Genomic DNA, 18,460 nt, shown 5'->3' with positions numbered 1-18,460 from the left:
CATTACCCCTGCAGAAAGTCCCGGGGCAGCTTCATCATTTGCCGCCACAAGCGCTCTACACCAGGCTTGTGGACCAGTGAACAGCGGTACAGCCGGATTTCCAGCGGGATATCCCAGTTGGCATCGGCAGCACGCACCAAACGACCGCTCTTTAGTTCTTCGCGAATACAAAAATCGGGGATCCATGCCATGCCTACCCCTTGAAGCACCATCCCCTTCAGCCCCTCCGCCATGGCGGTTTCATAGACGGTGCGCAGTTTCATACGCAAGGGGTCGTTTTTCAGCAGCATGCGTACACTGCGCCCCAAAAAGGCACCCTGCGTATAAGCCAGGTAGGGCACAGAGTCACCTTCTTGAAGTGAAAACAATGGTTTGCCCTGGGCATCGGGTAATGACACGGGGAGCATATTGACGTTGCCAATCGAAAAAGACGGGAACACTTCAGCATCCAGCTGCATGGTGGCGAATGGATCATAGTAGGCCAGCATGAGGTCACAGTTGCCTTCACGAAGCACGTGAATGGCCTCTCCGACATTCATCGCGACCAATCGGGTAGGCAGCTCACCGAGGCCTTTTTGCAGTCGCGATATCCAGGGCGGATAAAAGCTCAGCGCTAACGAATGCGCGGCGACGATATCCAGCGCCTCATTGGCAATCGAGAGCCCCCGTAAATGGCCTAACGATTCGTTAAGCTGCTCAACAAGGTTTCGCGCGGTAACCAGAAACAGCTGTCCTTCTGAGGTCAAGCCCACCGGCGTCGTTGAACGGTCAACCAACGTCACCCCCACCGCCTGCTCTAAAGCCCGGATACGCCGACTGAACGCTGGCTGAGTCACGTGCCGCTGCCTGGCAGATGCTGAAAAACTCCGGGTATTGGCCAATGCGACGAAATCTTCCAACCATTTTGTTTCAAGGTTCACCAACGACTCCTTGTCACCCTAGTTATTTGAATTGATCTGGCACGGAGCCTTCAGTTTACTGAATGGGCGCCGTTAAATAGGCCGCCCGTGATACCACTTTTTTCCACCAGGGACGCTGGGCAATCTCATCCAGGCTGATACGACGACATCTTGCGAAATCGTTCTCGAGCATCAAGCTAACCTGGGCAGCAACGGACGGGCTGGGCATAAAAGCGGTGATTTCAAAGTTTAACCGGAAAGAACGGTTGTCCATATTCACTGTACCGACCGTTGCTGCCTTGTTGTCGACAAGCATAACTTTCTGGTGGAGAAAACCAGGAAGATAACGGTATATTTTTACACCAGCGCGCAACATATCGGGCAGGAATGAAAAGGCCGACAGGAAAACCAGCAAGTGATCAGGCCGTTCGGGTATCATGACCCGGACATCCACGCCACGCATGGCGGCTAGCCGAAGCGCATCCTGAACACCCTGGTCCGGCACAAAATAGGGGCTGGTAACCCATAGCCGCTCTTCGGCACTCTGTATTACCTGCTGTATGAGCAGGCTTGCTGTGTCCTGGCGATCTGCAGGTCCCGAGGGGACCACGACCACGTGGTGATTACTGGCGAAGGTTTTCACGGGCTGCCAATCCAGGGTTATCACTTCGCCTGTCGCCCAATGCCAATCTTCCCAGAAGGCTTCCTGAAGCCCCAGAACACTCGGGCCTTCAAGCTTGAGATGCGTATCGCGCCAGGGGCCACGATTAGGATCCTCGCCCAGGTACTCCACGCCGACGTTAAACCCGCCAAGCCAACCTTCATGCCCATCGACCACCATCACTTTACGATGATTGCGAAAGTTCAGTTGGAAAGGATGCTTAAGCCCCCTGGAGGATCGAAACGCACTGACTTCGATACCTGACTGGGCCAAATCATTTAAATAGCGATCGCTGAGCTTTCGGCTGCCCATCTCGTCGTATAGGAAATAGATATTGATACCACGCCGCACAGCCTGCTGAAGGTACGCCATCAATCGGCGGCCAAGCCGATCATCCCGAACGATGAAAAATTGCAGAAGAATATAGCGCTGGGCACGCTCAATGCCCGCAAACAGGCTTTCGAAGGTCTCCTCGCCGTCAATCAGCAAGGTTGCCTGGTTACCCTGGGTCATTGGCATCATGGCCAACTGTTCAACGGCTCGAATATCGGCGCTTTTAGCCGTCACACCATAGGGGTCAATGTTGGCGCGATAACGTACCAGCATGCGGCGTAAAATATTGTCACGCACCCCGCGGGCCGTCACGTAGCCATAAAACCGTGGCCGTCCAAATAGCCAATAGGCAGGTACGGCAACATAAGGAAACGTGAGTAGTGAGATAATCCAGGCGACCGCGCCCTGGGAGGTCCGGCTGGACATCAGCGCCATCACCGCTGAAACAATCCCCAGCACATAGATCAACAAGATGCCGGTCCCTAGCAACCACGAGGTCATAGTGGTGTCCTCATTATGGGTGTCAATTCCATTGCGATGCGCTGGCCGAGAATGGACATAGGCCCCGCCACTGGCAGGGCCTATATCGCCTGAAACACGCGACTCCTTTCCAACATTCAAGCCGTCTGGGCGATAATGTCCTTCCACTTGGCAGGCCCGGTCTGGTGCACCGAGGTTCCTGCACTATCCACGGCGACGGTAACCGGCATATCTTCCACTTCAAACTCATAAATGGCTTCCATGCCGAGATCCTCGAAGCCAACCACGCGGGATTTCTTGATTGCCTGGGCAACAAGATAAGCAGAACCGCCTACCGCCATCAGATAAACCGCCTGGTTATCGCGGATGGCGTCAATCGCCGCCTGCCCTCGCTCGGCCTTGCCCACCATGCCCAGCAAGCCTGTTTCTTCGAGCATGGTGCGGGTGAACTTGTCCATGCGTGTGGCGGTGGTAGGACCTGCAGGGCCGACCACTTCGTCACCTATCGGATCCACCGGGCCCACATAGTAGATAAACCGCCCTTTCATATCGACCGGTAACGGCTCGCCCTTGGCAATCATATCTACCATGCGTTTGTGGGCCGCATCACGCCCGGTCAGCAGCTTGCCATTCAACAAGAGCGTATCGCCGGGCTGCCAGGTTTTGACATCGTCGGGGGTCACCGTATCCAGGTTGACACGTTTGACGTTGTCGCCGGCTTCACGGGTAATTTCCGGCCAATCTTCCAACTTGGGGGCAGGTAGCGCCACGGGGCCAGAGCCGTCCAGTGTGAAGTGGGCATGGCGAGTGGCCGCGCAGTTGGGAATGATGGCGACCGGCTTATTTGCCGCATGCGTCGGATAATCCTTGACCTTGATATCCAGCACAGTCGTCAAGCCACCCAAGCCTTGTGCGCCAATGCCACTTTTATTGACCTTGTCGAACAGCTCGAGACGCAGCTCCTCGGCGCGATTGCTGGCCCCTCTTGCCTGCAAGTCCTGGATATCGATAGGATCCAGCAGTGCCTCTTTCGCAATTTCCATGGCTTTTTCGGCCGTGCCGCCAATCCCGATACCCAGCATACCAGGCGGGCACCAGCCAGCGCCCATTTTAGGCAATTGCTCCATTACCCACTCCACCACGCTGTCAGAGGGGTTGAGCATGGCAAACTTGGATTTTGCTTCGCTACCACCGCCCTTGGCTGCCACATGGATATCGACTTTATCGCCCGGCACAAGCTTATGGTGGATAACCGCCGGGGTGTTGTCCTTGGTATTCTGACGCTTTCCATCAGGGTCCGCCAGGACAGACGCTCGCAAAATATTGTCGGGTAGCTGATAGGCGCGACGCACCCCTTCATTGACCATGTCATCCAGGCTCATCCCAGCGTCCCAGGTGACATTCATACCCACGTGAACAAACACCGTGACGATACCGGTATCCTGACAAATTGGGCGATGACCGGTGGCACACATACGCGAATTGATCAAAATCTGGGCAATCGCGTCCTTGGCGGCAGGGTTTTCTTCACGCTCATAGGCAGCCGCCATGGCATCGATAAAGTCTTTGGGATGGTAGTAAGAGATGTACTGCAGTGCATCGGCAACGCTTTGAATCACGTCGTCCTGGCGAATCACGGTCATGGACAAACTGCTCCTCGGTTATCGTCTTGTCGGCGGCCTAAGCGGTGATGGGAATAGCGGCCTGTTTAACGTGTAAACATTATACCGTATTGGCATTATTCCGGCAGCAACACTGTATGTCTGCAATTCTAGGTGTGTGTGTTGGTTTAATTGTTTTCAAACAGAAAGATAACGGTATAAATCATGGTGTATCTATTTGACAGCCGGGGCACCAGTAAAGCCGCCGGGAGCCGACCATCATACGCTCGATAACGCGACCGCAACGATGGCAGGAAAGTCCCGCTCGCTCAAAAACACTGAAGCGCCATTGGCGACGCGGTTCACCGGCGGCGATGGCGTTTTCAACCCAGGCCTTTGTATTGGTTACCCCCGCCTGCTGGTAGGCCTGTCGAGTTATGTCGATAATAAAAATAGCCAACTGCTGGCGCTGCCGCTCGGTTAAATCAACCGGGCGCTGTTTGGGGTGGCACTGGGCAAAAAAAAGAATTTCCGAGCGCAGATAATTGCCTAACCCCGCGACAAAGCCCTGGTCCAGAAGTAATGCACCCAGGCTACGTCGGTGAAACTGCTTAAGGCTCATGCGCTGCTGTACTTGCAGCGGGGTCACCTTCTGGCTCAGGAGGTCAGGCCCGAGCCGGGATAAAAACGGGTGTTCTGTGAGATTGTCTTCGTGCCAGAGTGAAATATCGGAAGCACTATACAGACTGGCGCAGCGCCCATCTGTGGTTATTCGAACACGCAGCGAGCGCCGGGTGCTGGGGGGCTTATCTTCTTTGTGAAGCTTCCAAACCCCATACAGTTGATTGTGGGAGTAAAGCACGCTCTGGTCGGCAAACCAGATCAGCATTGCCTTGCCCCGAGTATCTACCCGCGAAACCCGCACCCCAAGCAGTGACGCTGCCTGCTCGGCAAGTTCCGGGAAGGCGAACCAGGCATCGTCAATCACCTGGCCGCCTATCTGCTGCTCAATGCGATCTGCCGCACGACGGATTTCCGGACCTTCAGGCATGCCCTACCCTAGCGCCAGCTGTTTTTCTTTCATCTTGTGCAACTGGTCGCGCAAGCGTGCCGCTTCCTCAAACTCAAGGTTTTGCGCCGCTTCAAACATGGCATCTTCGATTTTGCTGATCGCGGCAAGGAAATCGTGCTTGTCCATGCTCGCGGTATCGTACTCGGCAGTACTCTCGGCCACTTTGCGATCACTACCCCGCTTGCGGTTGCTTTTCTTGCCCGGTGCCTGTGCGGCTTCCATGATATCGGTTACCGAGCGCGTAATCGTGGTTGGGGTAATACCATGGGCTTCGTTATGCGCCTTCTGTTTGTCACGCCGACGCTCGGTTTCATCCATCGCCCTGCGCATGGAATCGGTAACCCGGTCGCCGTAAAGGATAGCTTTCCCCTGGGCGTTACGTGCGGCGCGGCCAATGGTCTGGATCAATGAGCGCTCGTTACGCAGAAAACCTTCTTTATCGGCATCAAGAATGGCAACCAATGAGACTTCCGGGATATCCAGCCCTTCACGCAGCAGGTTGATCCCCACCAGCACGTCGAATTTCCCCAACCGCAGGTCGCGGATGATTTCCACCCGCTCGACGGTATCGATATCCGAATGCAGATAGCGGACGCGGATGCCATGCTCGTCCAGGTATTCGGTCAAGTCTTCGGCCATACGCTTGGTGAGGGTGGTCACCAGCACGCGTTCGCCCACCTCGGTGCGAAGCCTGATCTCGGACAGCAAATCGTCAACCTGCGTGCTTGCCGGACGCACTTCAATCTCGGGGTCCAGCAAGCCCGTCGGCCGCACGACCTGCTCGACAACCTGGCCTGCATGCTCGGCTTCATAAGGGCCCGGTGTCGCCGAGACAAAAATCGTTTGCGGTGAAATGGCTTCCCATTCTTCAAACTTCATCGGCCGGTTATCGAGTGCAGACGGCAAGCGGAATCCGTACTCCACCAGCGTTTCCTTGCGCGACCGGTCACCTTTGTACATCCCGCCTACCTGGGGCACGCTGACGTGGGATTCATCAATAAACAGCAGCGCATCGTCTGGCAGGTAATCGAAAAATGTCGGCGGTGGCTCGCCGGGGGTGCGGCCCGATAAATAGCGAGAGTAGTTTTCGATACCGTTGCAGTAACCCAGTTCGAGCATCATCTCGATATCGTACAGCGTGCGCTGCTCGAGCCGCTGCGCCTCGACCAGACGCTCGTGCTTGCGCAGCCACTCCAACCGCTCTTTAAGTTCTGCCTTGATATCGTCAATCGCGCCTAGAATCGTTTCTCGAGGCGTAACATAGTGGGATTTCGGGTAGATGGTCATGCGCGGGACTTGCCCGCGCACGTCGCCCGTCAAAGGATCAAAGAGCCGGATCGAGTCGATTTCATCGTCAAACAACTCCACCCGCACGGCTTCTTCTTCGGCATCTGCCGGGAAAATATCGATCACATCGCCTCGCACCCGGTAAGTACCGCGGCGAAAATCCATATCGTTACGCGTGTACTGAAGTTCCGCGAGACGACGGAGGAAAGCACGCTGGTCGATCAACTCGCCGCGGGTAAAATGCAAGCGCATCTTGAGGTACTGGTCAGGGTCGCCCAGGCCATAAATCGCTGACACCGATACGACAATCAACGCATCCCGGCGCTCCAGAAGTGCTTTCGTCGCCGACAGGCGCATTTGCTCGATGTGGTCGTTGATGGAGGCATCTTTTTCAATGAAAGTGTCCGACGACGGCACATAGGCTTCCGGCTGGTAGTAATCGTAGTAGGACACGAAGTATTCAACGGCGTTATCCGGGAAAAACGCTTTGAACTCACCGTATAGCTGCGCCGCCAACGTCTTATTGGGCGCCATGACAATCGTTGGCCGCTGCTGTTGCGCGACGATATTGGCCATGGTGAAGGTTTTTCCCGAGCCGGTGACACCGAGCAGCGTTTGATGGGCAAGTCCCGACTCTAGCCCCCCCACCAGGCCCTTGATAGCGTTGGGCTGGTCGCCTGCGGGCTCAAATTTCGATTGCAACCGGAAATCCTTGCTCATCGTCACTCCTGATCAGGGTAAGGCGAGCTACGTGGTGCTCGTCGTAATCTCCACGGTCGATGTGGTCATCAACCGTTGGATGGGGCAGCGGTGGCTGATATCTTCCAGCCGGGCACGCTGCTCAGGATCATCAATGCCGTGAAAGGTCATCATCACCGCCAGCTTGTACTCACCTTTCCTTTCCTGGCTGTCATCGCGCTGAACAGTGACGGTAATGCCTTTCAGAGGCCATTGCTTTCGCTTGGCATACATCTGTACGGTAATTGCCTTACAGGTTCCAAGGGCAATATCAAAATAGTCATGGGGGTCAGGCGCGCTGCCGTCACCGCCCACGACGGGCGGCACATCGGCGGCCAGATCCTCAAGGCCGTCAACCTCGACGCGATGGCGGAAAGCGCTGTTGCGCTCACTGATCACCGTAATCGGCTTGTGCATCATGTTACCTTTATGCCCAGCTTGAGCTTTTCAACGGCCTTGATGAGCGCCTCACGCTTTACGCGACCGTCCACTTCAGCGCCATAGCGACCCACTTCAGCGCTGTCCACGCCTTCGAGCATCATCAGCGCGGTGGTAATCTGATTGACCTGTTCAGCGGATTTCACACCGTGAAAGGTTAGTGATTGCTGTGCCATCGGCTAGCCTTGTTTCAAATACATTTTACCGTCACGGGTCAATGCCAACTGGATTGGCTCTCCGAGCGAATTGATATTGTCCTATGCAAAACTGATACAGACAACGAGTCTAGCACGCGGCAGGACCCTTGCAATTGCGGTCCATTGCCCATACTTAAGACAATATTGATTCGCAACACGATCCAGCCACCCCTTCAACAGGAGTTGTCATGGCGACCGTTCCCTCAATCGATGCCCTTAACAGCGGTATTCGCCTTAACCATTTAGCGGCATTGGATATCCAAGGACCCGATGCCGAGAAATTCTTGCAAGGGCAAACCAGCGCTCAGGTCAGTCTTGCCGACGGGCGTTTTGCGCCGCTTACCTGTTTCTGCACGCCAAAGGGACGCATGCTGGCAAATGCCCAGTTGATGAAGGTTGGTGACAGTCATTATCGGCTACTTCTCAGCGCGTCGCTGCTTGAAACGCTGAGCAGCCACCTAAAAAAATTTGCCGCTTTTTATAAAGCGGAGCTAACCCCACTTCCCGGGCTATTGCTGGTCGGCGTGGGAGAAAATGCCCGCTCAGTTGCGGAAACGCTGGACCTCCCCTTGCCCAACGCGCCTGGCACTCAATCCACAAACCCACACGCCAGCGTGCTGTGCTATCCAGGCGATACACCACGCTGGCTGTTCTGTCTGGAAGACGACACTCTTATCGAGACACTTGACGATGAAGGCGGACGGGCCGCCTGGCAATTGGCTGACATCCGCAGCGGCCTGGCATGGCTGACCGAGGCACAGCAGGACCATTTCCTGCCGCAGATGCTCAATTGGGAAGCGCTGGGCGGTATCAGCTTCAAAAAAGGCTGTTACACCGGTCAGGAAGTCGTTGCCCGGGCTCATTTTCGTGGTCAGGTAAAAAAACGCCTGGTGCGTGCCGAACTTTCGAATATCGAGGCGCCAACAACCGGGGACACGATTATCAATGAAGCCAATAAGGCCGTCGGCGAAGTCGTTACCAGCGCTCTTAGCGAAACAGGCAGCATTGAGCTTCTGGCTGTCATGAATACCAAGGTGATGGAAGAGGCCATGCCCGTTTATATCGGGGAGGCCCGCTTGACACTACTCGATCTTCCCTACGCTATCGAGCGGCTCGACCCCGAGCAGCTCGCCATGGGCCTGGCGAATTGAACGCTGATTAATCGACCGCAACGGGTAAGTGAAACAGGCGGGCAGCATTGGCGCTGCTGATGGCGGCGACATGTTCGCGTGCTTGTCCGCGTAATTCGGCCACGACATTGCAGACGTCACTTACTCGGCAAGGTTCATTGCGCTGTCCCTGGTAGCCACTTAGCGGCATGTCGGGGCTGTCCGTTTCCAGCACAAAACTGTCATCGGGCAGTGCCTTGATAACCCGGTGCAATCGCTTTGCCCGGTAATAGGTCGCCGCGCCCCCCAGACCCAGGACATAACCAAGATCCACAAACTTCCTGGCCTGCTCGTAAGACCCGGCAAAGGCATGGATCAACCCGGTTCTGGAAAGCGTGCGTTGACGAAGCCGTTTGGCGACGGTGTCGTTGGCTTTGACACAATGCACGACCACCGGCAAGGCATGCTGCTTGGCCAAGGTTAATTGGGCATCAAAGTACGCCCATTGGGCATCAAGGGTAGTGTCAAAGCGAGCGTCAATCCCGCATTCACCGACGGCGACCAGCTCGGAGCGCTCTTTCAGCAAGCACTCGAGCTCAGCCAGATCCTGGTCACGGTGTTCACCCGTAAAGTAGGGATGAAGCCCTGCGCAAACGCTGACATCCTGACATCGCTGTCCCAGCGCCAGCACGGCTTGCCAGCGAGCACGCGTCGTCCCCGGCACGATGAAGTGCTTGACCCCCACGCCTCTTGCGGCTGACATGACTGCATCACGATCAGGGTCGAACACCGCAAAATCAAGATGGCAGTGGGCATCAATCAGCATGGTCGCCTCGTATTGCCCGGCTAGTGCTCGCGCGTCGGCTGGAAGCGAATATCCGGCCAGCGCTCCTGGGTCATTTGCAGGTTGACGCGGGTCGGTGCGATGTAGGTCAAGTAGCCGCCGCCATCGATCGCCAGGTTGGTGCTTGCCTTACGCTTGAATTCCTCAAGCATCTTGGGATCTTCGCAATACACCCAGCGCGCTGTCTGAACATTGACGGCTTCATACAGACAGTCGACCTTGTATTCTTCTTTCAAACGGTGCGCCACGACGTCAAATTGCAGCGTCCCCACTGCCCCCAGAATCAGGTCATTGTTGTCGATCGGCATGAAGACCTGGGTAGCGCCTTCTTCGGAGAGCTGCTGCAAGCCTTTCTGCAAGGCTTTCATTTTAAGCGGATCTTTCAAGCGCACGCGTTTGAAAAGCTCCGGCGCAAAATGCGGAATACCGGTGAAGCGCATATTCTCACCCACGGTAAACGTATCACCAATCTGGATAGTGCCGTGGTTGTGCAGGCCGATGATGTCGCCAGGCCAGGCTTCTTCCACCTGAGAGCGGTCGGAGGCCATGAACGTCAGCGCGTCGGCAATCTTGACGTCCTTGTTGATACGCACATGGCGCATCTTCATGTTCTTGTCGTACTTGCCCGAGCATACCCGCAGAAAAGCGATACGATCGCGATGATTGGGATCCATATTGGCCTGGATTTTAAACACAAAGCCAGTAAAGCGAGAATCGTCAGCCGGCACATCCCGCACATCGGTTTCCCGGGGTTGGGGAGCCGGTGCATATTCGACAAAGCCATCCAGCATTTCGCGTACGCCAAAGTTGCCCATGGCCGTCCCGAAATAGACGGGCGTCAATTCCCCACGGCGATAAGCATCAAGGTCAAACTCATGGGATGCACCGCGCACCAGTTCAACTTCCATGCGCAGTTCTTCAGCCTGTTCTTCACCCAGCACTTCGTCTACCTCGGGATTATCCAGCCCCTCGATACGCTTGTCCTCGGGGATACGACTGCCCTGACCCTGGGTATAGAGATGAACCACATCATTATAAAGGTGATACACCCCGCGGAAGTGCCGTCCCATGCCGATGGGCCATGTCATTGGCGCACACTGTATGTTGAGCACCGTCTCGACCTCGTCCATCACCTCAATAGGATCACGGATATCGCGGTCCATTTTGTTGATGAAGGTCAGAATCGGCGTGGTGCGTAGACGACAGACGTCCATCAGCTTGATGGTCCGGTCCTCGACGCCTTTAGCGCCATCAATCACCATCAGGGCGGAGTCCACCGCCGTCAGGGTACGGTAGGTGTCCTCAGAGAAATCTTCGTGACCTGGCGTATCGAGCAGGTTAACGATGCGTCCCCCATAAGGAAACTGCATCACGGAGGTTGTCACCGAGATGCCCCGCTCCTGCTCCATTTTCATCCAGTCCGACGTGGCATGGCGATCATTGCGCTTGCTCTTCACCGATCCGGCCAGCTGAATGGCATTACCAAACAGCAGCATTTTCTCTGTAATGGTCGTTTTACCGGCATCGGGGTGCGAAATGATAGCAAAGGTTCTTCTAAGCCCGGCTTCCTGGGCTAATTGAGTATCTTTCATCGGGCCTCATCATTAACGTGGACTCAGCCAGGCACATAGATGCAGGGTGTCAGCGGCTGAGCTGTGTGGCATTGAGCGCAATTGTACCCTCGCAGACAGTATGGGGCCACAAGAGGACGGTTGTGGGACGGTTTAGTTAAGCGAGACTGCGGTCATGAACAGCAGGAGCCATGACAAAGAGCCAGGCGTGAATAACCGGACATAAAAAAACGCCGGGAAACCGGCGTTTTGCGCAAAGCTGTCGGGAACGTATTACGTTTCAGGCAAAGGTGTTGACCTGAGTCCCCACGGTGCCCTCTTTTGCTAGATCAGGCTGTGCACCGGTATCGGCAGACGCCATGATGTCAGTCACTTGCTGCGCCTGGGTATCCAGTGCTTCCTTGAATACCTGCATTTGAGCTTGCTCAGCACTTTGCGCCTGATTCATGTAAAGCGCCGTACTGACGGCGTTGCTGACGGCTACATCCATATAATCACCTCAATGTAGTACGAATATACTAGGAGACTAGCAAATGGTGTGACAACACGCAAAATCGCGCGCTAAAAACGCTCGGCCCTGAAGGGGGCCATATCAATGGCTGGCGTTTTACCTTCCATCATGTCCGCCAGCAGGTAGCCCGTCGCCGGCCCCAGGGTAAACCCTTGATGGCCATGCCCGAAGGCCAACCAGAGGCCTTTATGACGGGGCGCAGGGCCAATCACCGGCTTCATATCCGGAAGACACGGGCGTGCGCCCTTCCAGGCGGCTTCATCAAGACGTTCACCCAGCGGAAAAATACGTCGTGCAGCGCTTTCCGCCGCGCTTAGCTGGCCTTCATGAGCCGGTGACTCAAGGCGGTCCAGCTCGGCACCAGTGGTCAGACGGATGCCTGCATTCATGGGCGCCAGCAAGTAGCCCACCTCGGCATCCATCAACCAGTACTGCAACCGAGCCGGTGCTTGAGTGGCATAATGCATGTGATAGCCCCGTTTGACGAAGGTCGGGAAGCGGTAGCCCAGCCCTTTGAGCCACTCGCCTGACCAGGGTCCCAGTGCCATTACGACATCATCTGCCACCACTTCTCCATCGCTGGTCGTCACACGCCACTGGGTTTCACGCTGGGTGACCGACTGAACATCACTTTGCACAACGCGTCCGCCATTGGCGACAAATGACGCCGCGTAGGCAGCCACCAGCGCGCCTGGGTCGGCGACTGTCCAGGAATCAAGCCAATGAATGGCCCCAATGATGTCATCGCCAAGGTCGGGCTGCTTGTCTCGCAATGCCTGTCGATCCAACACTTGAAATTGCACATCGTAGAGGTCCCGCATTTCTTCGGCCTCTTTTGCGCGCGCGGCCAGCTTCTCCGGGGTTCTATATATCTCCAGCCAACCTTGACGACGCACCAAGTCCTCGACCCCCGCGGCCTCAATCATCGGCTCATGGGTTTTAAGACACAGCTGAATCAAGGAGGCATATTCCGGCACGATCTGCCGGTAGCGACGCGGCGAAGAATGATGCCAATAGCTCAATAACGGCGATGCCGCCTCCAGCATCCCGCCGGTACGATAGCGAATATCCACGCGCCGATTGGGCAATACGCTCAGGATAGTTTTCAAATCGCGAGGAAAGGGATACGGTTTTACCGCTTCACGTTGGATAATACCGGCATTGCCAAAGGATGTTTCCCGGCCTGGCTGGCGCCGGTCCATCAGGGTGACCTGAATACCCCGCTGCTGCAGTTGCCATGCAATGCTGACACCTACCATACCTGCCCCTAACACCACTGCATGACGCGACATTGAAACACCCTCCGATCTGCAAATTACACGACACGCGGGCTCGTTACACCGCACGCCTATTTATCTAAAAAATAGCACTGATAAAGAACCATTAATACAGTCCAAAAAACTGTTTTTAATAGATAAATCAGAAATTAATATCGCCTTAAGCACAAAAATCGACAGCGCCCGACATTGCGGCACAGCAATTGCTTGGCCTTATTACCGGGTGAATCATCATCAGGGCAAAGAACATTAATTCAGCACTGTCTTAACAACCTTTGCATAGCGCCATGCACCGAAAAGGTGCGTGCCACGCACCAAAAATACCAAGGACACCGCCATGCCGCTCTCACCCATTGTCGACACCGAACTGCTCGATACGCTGTGGGTATTATGGGCAGCCGCGCTGGTATTTGTCATGCAGGCGGGGTTTTTATGCCTGGAAGCCGGCACAACCCGCAGCAAAAACGCCATCAATGTCGCAATGAAGAATATTGCGGATTTTGCCATCGCATTGAGCATCTTCTGGCTAGTGGGCTTCGGGTTGATGTTCGGCGTTTCGGAAGGCGGCTGGTTGGGCACAAGCCTGTTCGGGTGGCAGCTCAACTCCGTATCGAGTTGGGTAATCACGTTGTTTATCTTTCAAGCCATGTTCTGTGCTACCGCTGCAACCATTGTGGCGGGTGCCGTCGCCGAAAGAATGCCATTTTTTGCCTACCTATGGACCGCCCTCTGGATAGCGCTACTCATCTACCCCGTATTTGGACACTGGGCATGGGGCGGTCTATTGGGAGGCGAAAGCGGCTGGCTCGCCTCGCTGGGTTTTGTCGATTTTGCCGGCTCAACCGTCGTTCACAGCGTGGGGGGCTGGGTCGCGCTTGCAGCCGTCCTCGCCATCGGCCCTCGCCAGGGACGCTTCAACCAAAACCAACCTCCCACCGCCTTCCCGGCAGGCAACCTTCCCCTTGCCATGTTAGGGGCATTGTTCATGATACTCGGCTGGTTTGGCTTCAACGGCGGCAGCACGCTGGCTGTTAACAATCAGGTACCTGGCATTCTTGCCAATACCGTCCTGGGCGCCGCCGGTGGCATTTTATCCGCCATGCTGATGGGCTGGCGAAGCCGCCGCTATGCTGACGTCATGTATGCCATCAACGGCGCCATTGCCGGGCTGGTCGCTGTTACCGCAGGCGCCCATGCGATTTCGATGTCGGCAGCACTGGGGCTCGGGGCTGTCAGCGGCGTTCTGATGGTGGTCACCAGTGAATGGCTACTCAACCACCGCATCGATGATGCCGTAGGCGCTATTCCGGCGCATTTGATTCCCGGCATTTGGGGCACGCTCGCTCTGCCCTGGATAGCCAACCCCAAGGCACTGGCCACGGGACTGAGCACCTTGGAGCAGGCAGGCGTTCAATTGCTGGGCGTCGTTGTCTGCGGACTCTGGAGCTTTGGTATTGCGTGGCTGCTGTTTCGTATCTCGGGGCGCTATTTTCCACTTCGCGTTAGCGCTGAAGATGAAAAAATGGGCCTCAACCTCGCCGAGCACGGTACCCATAACGAACTGACTCAATTACTGGAACACATGCGCCGTCATGAGCAGCAGGGCGACATGCGCCAGCGCATCGAGGCAGATCCTTTTTCTGAAGTTGGCGAAATAGCGGCAGGCTACAACCGCGTCGCCGCGGCACTGGAAAGCGCTATCGGGCATACCCGTGTGATGCTGCACAACCTGCGCGACGGCGTGCTTACCTGGCAAGCCAATGGGCTGCTAACCAGCCTTAACCCCGGAGCCGAACAGCTGTTCGGCGTTCAAGCCGAGCAAATGATAGATACCCCCGTCAGCCGCTTACTGGATAGCCGAAACCTGGCACCGGGTGAGCGTCACGAGATTAAACTGCGCTCCGCCACTCAGGAAATCCGCTACCTGGAAATTCAGGTAAGCGAAGGTGCCAGTGGCTCGGCCTCCGAACGTTCCGGCATGGTGCGTGACATTACCGAACGCAAGCGCCTGCAGGAGCAGCTAAACCGCGAGAGGGACCTGGCAAGAACAACCCTTGCTTCCATTGGCGATGGCGTTATCACCTGCGACGCCAGTGGCTTGATCACGTTCATGAATAGCGAAGCCCAGCGGCTGACCGGCTGGCACCTTCGCGACGCACGTGAAAAACCGATCCAGTCTATTTACCGGCTCATTGACGACAATACCGGTAGCCTACGGAGCAACCCAGCGCGCCAGGTGCTCACCCAGCATCGCGCCATTCATTCAACGGACGATGGCTGGCTTGAACACCGCGACGGACAGCGAACGCCCATTCAGCATAGCGCCGCCCCTATTCGCTCGCGCAGCGGCATTACGCTGGGCGCAGTGGCCGTCTTTCAGGATGTCAGCGTCACCCGCCAGCTTGCCGACCAGCTTAACTACCAGGCCAGCCACGACAATTTGACAGGGCTAATCAATCGCCGAGCATTTGAAACAACACTGAGCCATTTGCTGAATGAGAAGGAAGGATCGCACGTTTTATGCTATCTGGATCTTGACCAGTTCAAGATCGTCAACGATACCTGCGGCCATATCGCCGGTGATGAGCTCCTCCGGCAGGTGGCCACAAAGCTGCAGGTTTATGTGCGCACCAGCGATACCGTCGCACGACTTGGTGGCGACGAGTTCGCCCTGCTGCTGCCCAACTGCCCTATTGATCAAGCCTGCCAAATCGCCGATGCCATCCGCTGTGATATCGAAAACTATCGCTTTGCCTGGCAGGAGCACACCTTTGGTATTGGCGTCAGCATCGGGCTGGTCGCTCTGACGGATCACAACATGCAGCTAACCGATGCGCTTCACGCCGCCGATGCCGCCTGCTATACCGCCAAAGAGGCAGGACGCAACCGCCTTCACTGCTACCAGGCCAATGACCATTCGGTACTCGAACGCGACGGCGAACTTCTCTGGGTACAGCGCTTACAGAACGCCCTCGACAATGATCATTTCCGACTCTTTGCCCAACCAATCAAAGCTGTCTGCGCCAAACGCCCCGCTTACCAGGAAATACTTTTACGCCTGGAAGAAGACGGCAACCTGATCACACCGGGCAGTTTTTTACCTGCCGCCGAACGCTATCACTTTATGCCGCGCATTGACCGCTGGGTGGTTCGCAACACGCTTGCATGGCTGTCCGATATTACCCGCTCAGCCCCAGACACTGCCTGGGGCTGCTGGGGGGTCAATCTCTCGGGCGCGTCACTGTCTGATGGCGAATTCTGCAGGGATTTGATCACCCAGGTACACAAAGCCCAACTGCCCAAGGGCAGCCTGTGCTTTGAAATTACCGAAAGCGCGGCCATTGCCCAGCTTTCAAGCGTGAACGAGCTCATCCACACGCTTAAGCAACTTGGCTGCCGATTTGCGCTGGATGATTTTGGCACAGGGCTGTCTTCCTTCAGCTACTTGAAACAGTTGCCCGTTGATTATTTAAAAATCGACGGTCATTTCATTCGCCATGTTCATGAAGACCCGATAGATCGAGCGATGGTGGAAGCCATTCATGCCGTGGGGAAAGCGCTCAATATAGAAACCATCGCTGAATTCGTCGAAACACAGCAAACCCTGGATACACTCACGACGCTCGGCCTTGACTATGCCCAGGGTTTTTTACTCGGACACCCAGGCTCACTCACCCAGGTAGGCGGACAGCCTATCAAGGTAATGCCGCGTTAATCAGAAAACGGAAATAACAAACCCCGGCAAATCAACTACCAAGGAAGAAAGGCGAAAGAACGAACTTGAAGAACGAACTTGAAGAACGAGCTTGAATAATTAACTGAGGAGTTATAACAGAGAAATAACAGAAAAGAGGTTAATGGGGTGGATGATGGGGATCGAACCCACGACCACCGGAGCCACAATCCGGGGCTCTACCACTGAGCTACATCCACCATAACCTGTAGAAGGGAATTGCTGCTTGCTGTGCTGTCACTGGGGTGGATGATGGGGATCGAACCCACGACCACCGGAGCCACAATCCGGGGCTCTACCACTGAGCTACATCCACCATTGACAACTGCAACTGACGAGACATCAAGGCTGATCGCTACTGGTACAAATGGCGCGCCCAGCAGGATTCGAACCTGCAACCTACGGCTTAGAAGGCCGTTGCTCTATCCGGTTGAGCTATGAGCGCACATGTAATATCTGTAGACAAAGACATTGATGAGCACTTGACCACAACCATCGCCTGGAAAAGCAAAACTACCTTTCGCGTTAGACGTGGTCGGGGTGGAGGGATTCGAACCCCCGACATCCTGCTCCCAAAGCAGGCGCGCTACCAGACTGCGCTACACCCCGATTTCATTGCCTAAACGCTGCCGCCTGGCCCGTCTCAAGCGAGGCATATATTACTGTTTTTAATTTTAAAGTCAACCATCAACATGACAACTTACCGTGGCACTTTGCCTGACTGCCCCATCATGCGAAAATTAGCGATGTCAGACCTTTGATTAACACTCGTGTTTTTGTTCGCCCTTCAACCTCTACGGGGATTTCTTTACATGACCGCCCAACTCATCGATGGCAAAGCGATCGCCGCCAATGTCCGTCAGCATGTTGCTCAACAGGTAGCTGCCCGCCAGCAGGCGGGTAAACGAGCACCCGGACTTGCGGTTGTGGTGGTAGGAGATGACCCCGCTTCACAGGTCTATGTCAACAATAAACACCGCGCCTGTGAACAGGCAGGCATTCTTTCCTTTCAGCACGCCCTGCCCAGCCATACTTCCCAACAGACACTTGAAGCACTGGTTGACCAGTTAAATGACGACCCTGCCGTCGACGGCATCCTTGTCCAACTGCCCTTGCCTGAATCGCTTGACGCCGAACCGATACTCGAACGAATTCGCCCCGACAAGGACGTCGATGGTTTTCACCCCTTCAATATTGGCCGTCTTGCCCAGCGCATGCCTGCCCTTCGTCCCTGCACCCCGAAAGGCATCATGACGCTGCTTGAGCAGAGTGGCGTCAAGGTCCGCGGTCTCGATGCCACTGTCGTCGGCGCCTCTAACATTGTCGGCCGACCCATGGCGCTGGAACTTATGCTCGCTGGCGCCACCACCACGGTATGTCACCGGTTTACCAAGGATCTGGAAGCACATGTCCGGCGTGCCGACCTTGTAGTGGTCGCCGTTGGCAAACCCGGCATTGTCCAAGGCGATTGGATAAAACCCGGTGCTGTGGTGATTGATGTGGGTATCAATCGCCAGGAAAACGGCAAGCTGAAAGGGGATGTCGGTTTCACCGCTGCGGCCGAACGCGCCAGCTTGATCACCCCCGTCCCCGGCGGCGTGGGACCGATGACCGTTGCCACGCTGCTGGAAAACACCCTGGCGGCCGCTGAACAGCACGACCAATCTGACAGCTAATCGTGGCTGTTTATCTTCTTCTGATGGATAGGA

General features: G+C 55.7%; 14 protein-coding genes and 4 tRNA genes. 3 read left to right on the top strand and 15 right to left on the bottom strand.

What is annotated here, in order from left to right; all coding sequences use genetic code 11:
- Window positions 1–2 precede the first annotated feature (2 nt).
- From QC816_RS05980 to QC816_RS05950, 7 genes are all read right to left on the bottom strand, one after another.
- Entirely contained in the window at window positions 3–920 is a 918-nt protein-coding gene (locus QC816_RS05980; protein WP_199285327.1) for a LysR substrate-binding domain-containing protein, read from the bottom strand.
- A gap of 55 nt (window positions 921–975) precedes the next feature.
- Window positions 976–2,394, bottom strand: coding sequence for a cardiolipin synthase (gene cls / locus QC816_RS05975; RefSeq protein ID WP_085918531.1), 1,419 nt, complete (start codon window positions 2,392–2,394; stop codon window positions 976–978).
- A 116-nt stretch (window positions 2,395–2,510) separates the two neighbouring features.
- Window positions 2,511–4,016: a fumarate hydratase gene (locus tag QC816_RS05970; protein WP_309781365.1), complete on the bottom strand. Its 1,506-nt coding sequence runs from the start codon at window positions 4,014–4,016 to the stop codon at window positions 2,511–2,513.
- A gap of 181 nt (window positions 4,017–4,197) precedes the next feature.
- Window positions 4,198–5,025: an endonuclease VIII gene (gene nei / locus QC816_RS05965; protein WP_309781364.1), complete on the bottom strand. Its 828-nt coding sequence runs from the start codon at window positions 5,023–5,025 to the stop codon at window positions 4,198–4,200.
- Between the two features lie 3 nt (window positions 5,026–5,028).
- On the bottom strand, window positions 5,029–7,053 hold the full coding sequence (gene uvrB / locus QC816_RS05960) for an excinuclease ABC subunit UvrB (RefSeq protein ID WP_085918528.1): 2,025 nt from the start codon (window positions 7,051–7,053) through the stop codon (window positions 5,029–5,031).
- 27 nt (window positions 7,054–7,080) lie between these two features.
- Window positions 7,081–7,488 carry an OsmC family protein gene (locus QC816_RS05955; protein ID WP_309781363.1) on the bottom strand — a complete coding sequence of 136 codons (408 nt, stop codon included), beginning with the start codon at window positions 7,486–7,488 and terminating at the stop codon, window positions 7,081–7,083.
- Entirely contained in the window at window positions 7,488–7,685 is a 198-nt protein-coding gene (locus QC816_RS05950; protein WP_199285331.1) for a hypothetical protein, read from the bottom strand. Before QC816_RS05950 ends, QC816_RS05955 begins: the two co-directional genes overlap by 1 nt.
- Before the next feature lie 209 nt (window positions 7,686–7,894).
- Here QC816_RS05950 and ygfZ point away from each other — a divergent pair, with 209 nt between their 5' ends.
- Entirely contained in the window at window positions 7,895–8,857 is a 963-nt protein-coding gene (gene ygfZ / locus QC816_RS05945) for a CAF17-like 4Fe-4S cluster assembly/insertion protein YgfZ (protein ID WP_199285332.1), read from the top strand.
- Between the two features lie 7 nt (window positions 8,858–8,864).
- Here ygfZ and QC816_RS05940 read toward each other — a convergent pair whose 3' ends face one another.
- The 4 genes from QC816_RS05940 to QC816_RS05925 form a co-directional block, all read right to left on the bottom strand.
- The gene (locus tag QC816_RS05940) at window positions 8,865–9,641 is read right to left on the bottom strand and encodes a TatD family hydrolase (RefSeq protein ID WP_309781362.1); all 777 of its coding nucleotides are present in this window, start codon (window positions 9,639–9,641) and stop codon (window positions 8,865–8,867) included.
- Between the two features lie 20 nt (window positions 9,642–9,661).
- A complete protein-coding gene (locus QC816_RS05935; RefSeq protein ID WP_085918523.1) occupies window positions 9,662–11,251 on the bottom strand; it encodes a peptide chain release factor 3 in 1,590 nt (529 codons plus the stop codon).
- Between the two features lie 259 nt (window positions 11,252–11,510).
- A complete protein-coding gene (locus tag QC816_RS05930) occupies window positions 11,511–11,720 on the bottom strand; it encodes a putative motility protein (protein WP_066320510.1) in 210 nt (69 codons plus the stop codon).
- Between the two features lie 71 nt (window positions 11,721–11,791).
- Complete coding sequence (locus QC816_RS05925; RefSeq protein WP_309781361.1) at window positions 11,792–13,033, bottom strand: NAD(P)/FAD-dependent oxidoreductase; 1,242 nt, start codon at window positions 13,031–13,033, stop codon at window positions 11,792–11,794.
- A gap of 322 nt (window positions 13,034–13,355) precedes the next feature.
- Between QC816_RS05925 and amt the strand changes: the two genes are divergently transcribed.
- A complete protein-coding gene (gene amt / locus QC816_RS05920) occupies window positions 13,356–16,733 on the top strand; it encodes an ammonium transporter (RefSeq protein WP_309781360.1) in 3,378 nt (1,125 codons plus the stop codon).
- 143 nt (window positions 16,734–16,876) lie between these two features.
- On the opposite strand, the gene QC816_RS05915 is transcribed toward amt, so the two are convergent.
- The 4 genes from QC816_RS05915 to QC816_RS05900 all read right to left on the bottom strand — a co-directional run bounded on the left by QC816_RS05915 (window position 16,877) and on the right by QC816_RS05900 (window position 17,360).
- A tRNA-His gene (locus QC816_RS05915) sits at window positions 16,877–16,951 on the bottom strand.
- A gap of 41 nt (window positions 16,952–16,992) precedes the next feature.
- Window positions 16,993–17,067: transfer RNA gene (locus QC816_RS05910), tRNA-His, on the bottom strand.
- A 52-nt stretch (window positions 17,068–17,119) separates the two neighbouring features.
- Window positions 17,120–17,196: transfer RNA gene (locus tag QC816_RS05905), tRNA-Arg, on the bottom strand.
- 87 nt (window positions 17,197–17,283) lie between these two features.
- Window positions 17,284–17,360 (bottom strand) — tRNA-Pro (locus QC816_RS05900).
- Window positions 17,361–17,563: 203 nt separating this feature from the next.
- On the opposite strand from QC816_RS05900, the gene folD reads away from it, so the two are divergent.
- The gene (gene folD / locus QC816_RS05895) at window positions 17,564–18,427 is read left to right on the top strand and encodes a bifunctional methylenetetrahydrofolate dehydrogenase/methenyltetrahydrofolate cyclohydrolase FolD (protein ID WP_309781359.1); all 864 of its coding nucleotides are present in this window, start codon (window positions 17,564–17,566) and stop codon (window positions 18,425–18,427) included.
- Window positions 18,428–18,460 lie beyond the last annotated feature (33 nt).

This window comes from Vreelandella janggokensis (assembly GCF_031451615.1).
Lineage (GTDB): Bacteria > Pseudomonadota > Gammaproteobacteria > Pseudomonadales > Halomonadaceae > Vreelandella > Vreelandella janggokensis.
This window is presented reverse-complemented; position numbering and strand designations above follow the sequence as displayed.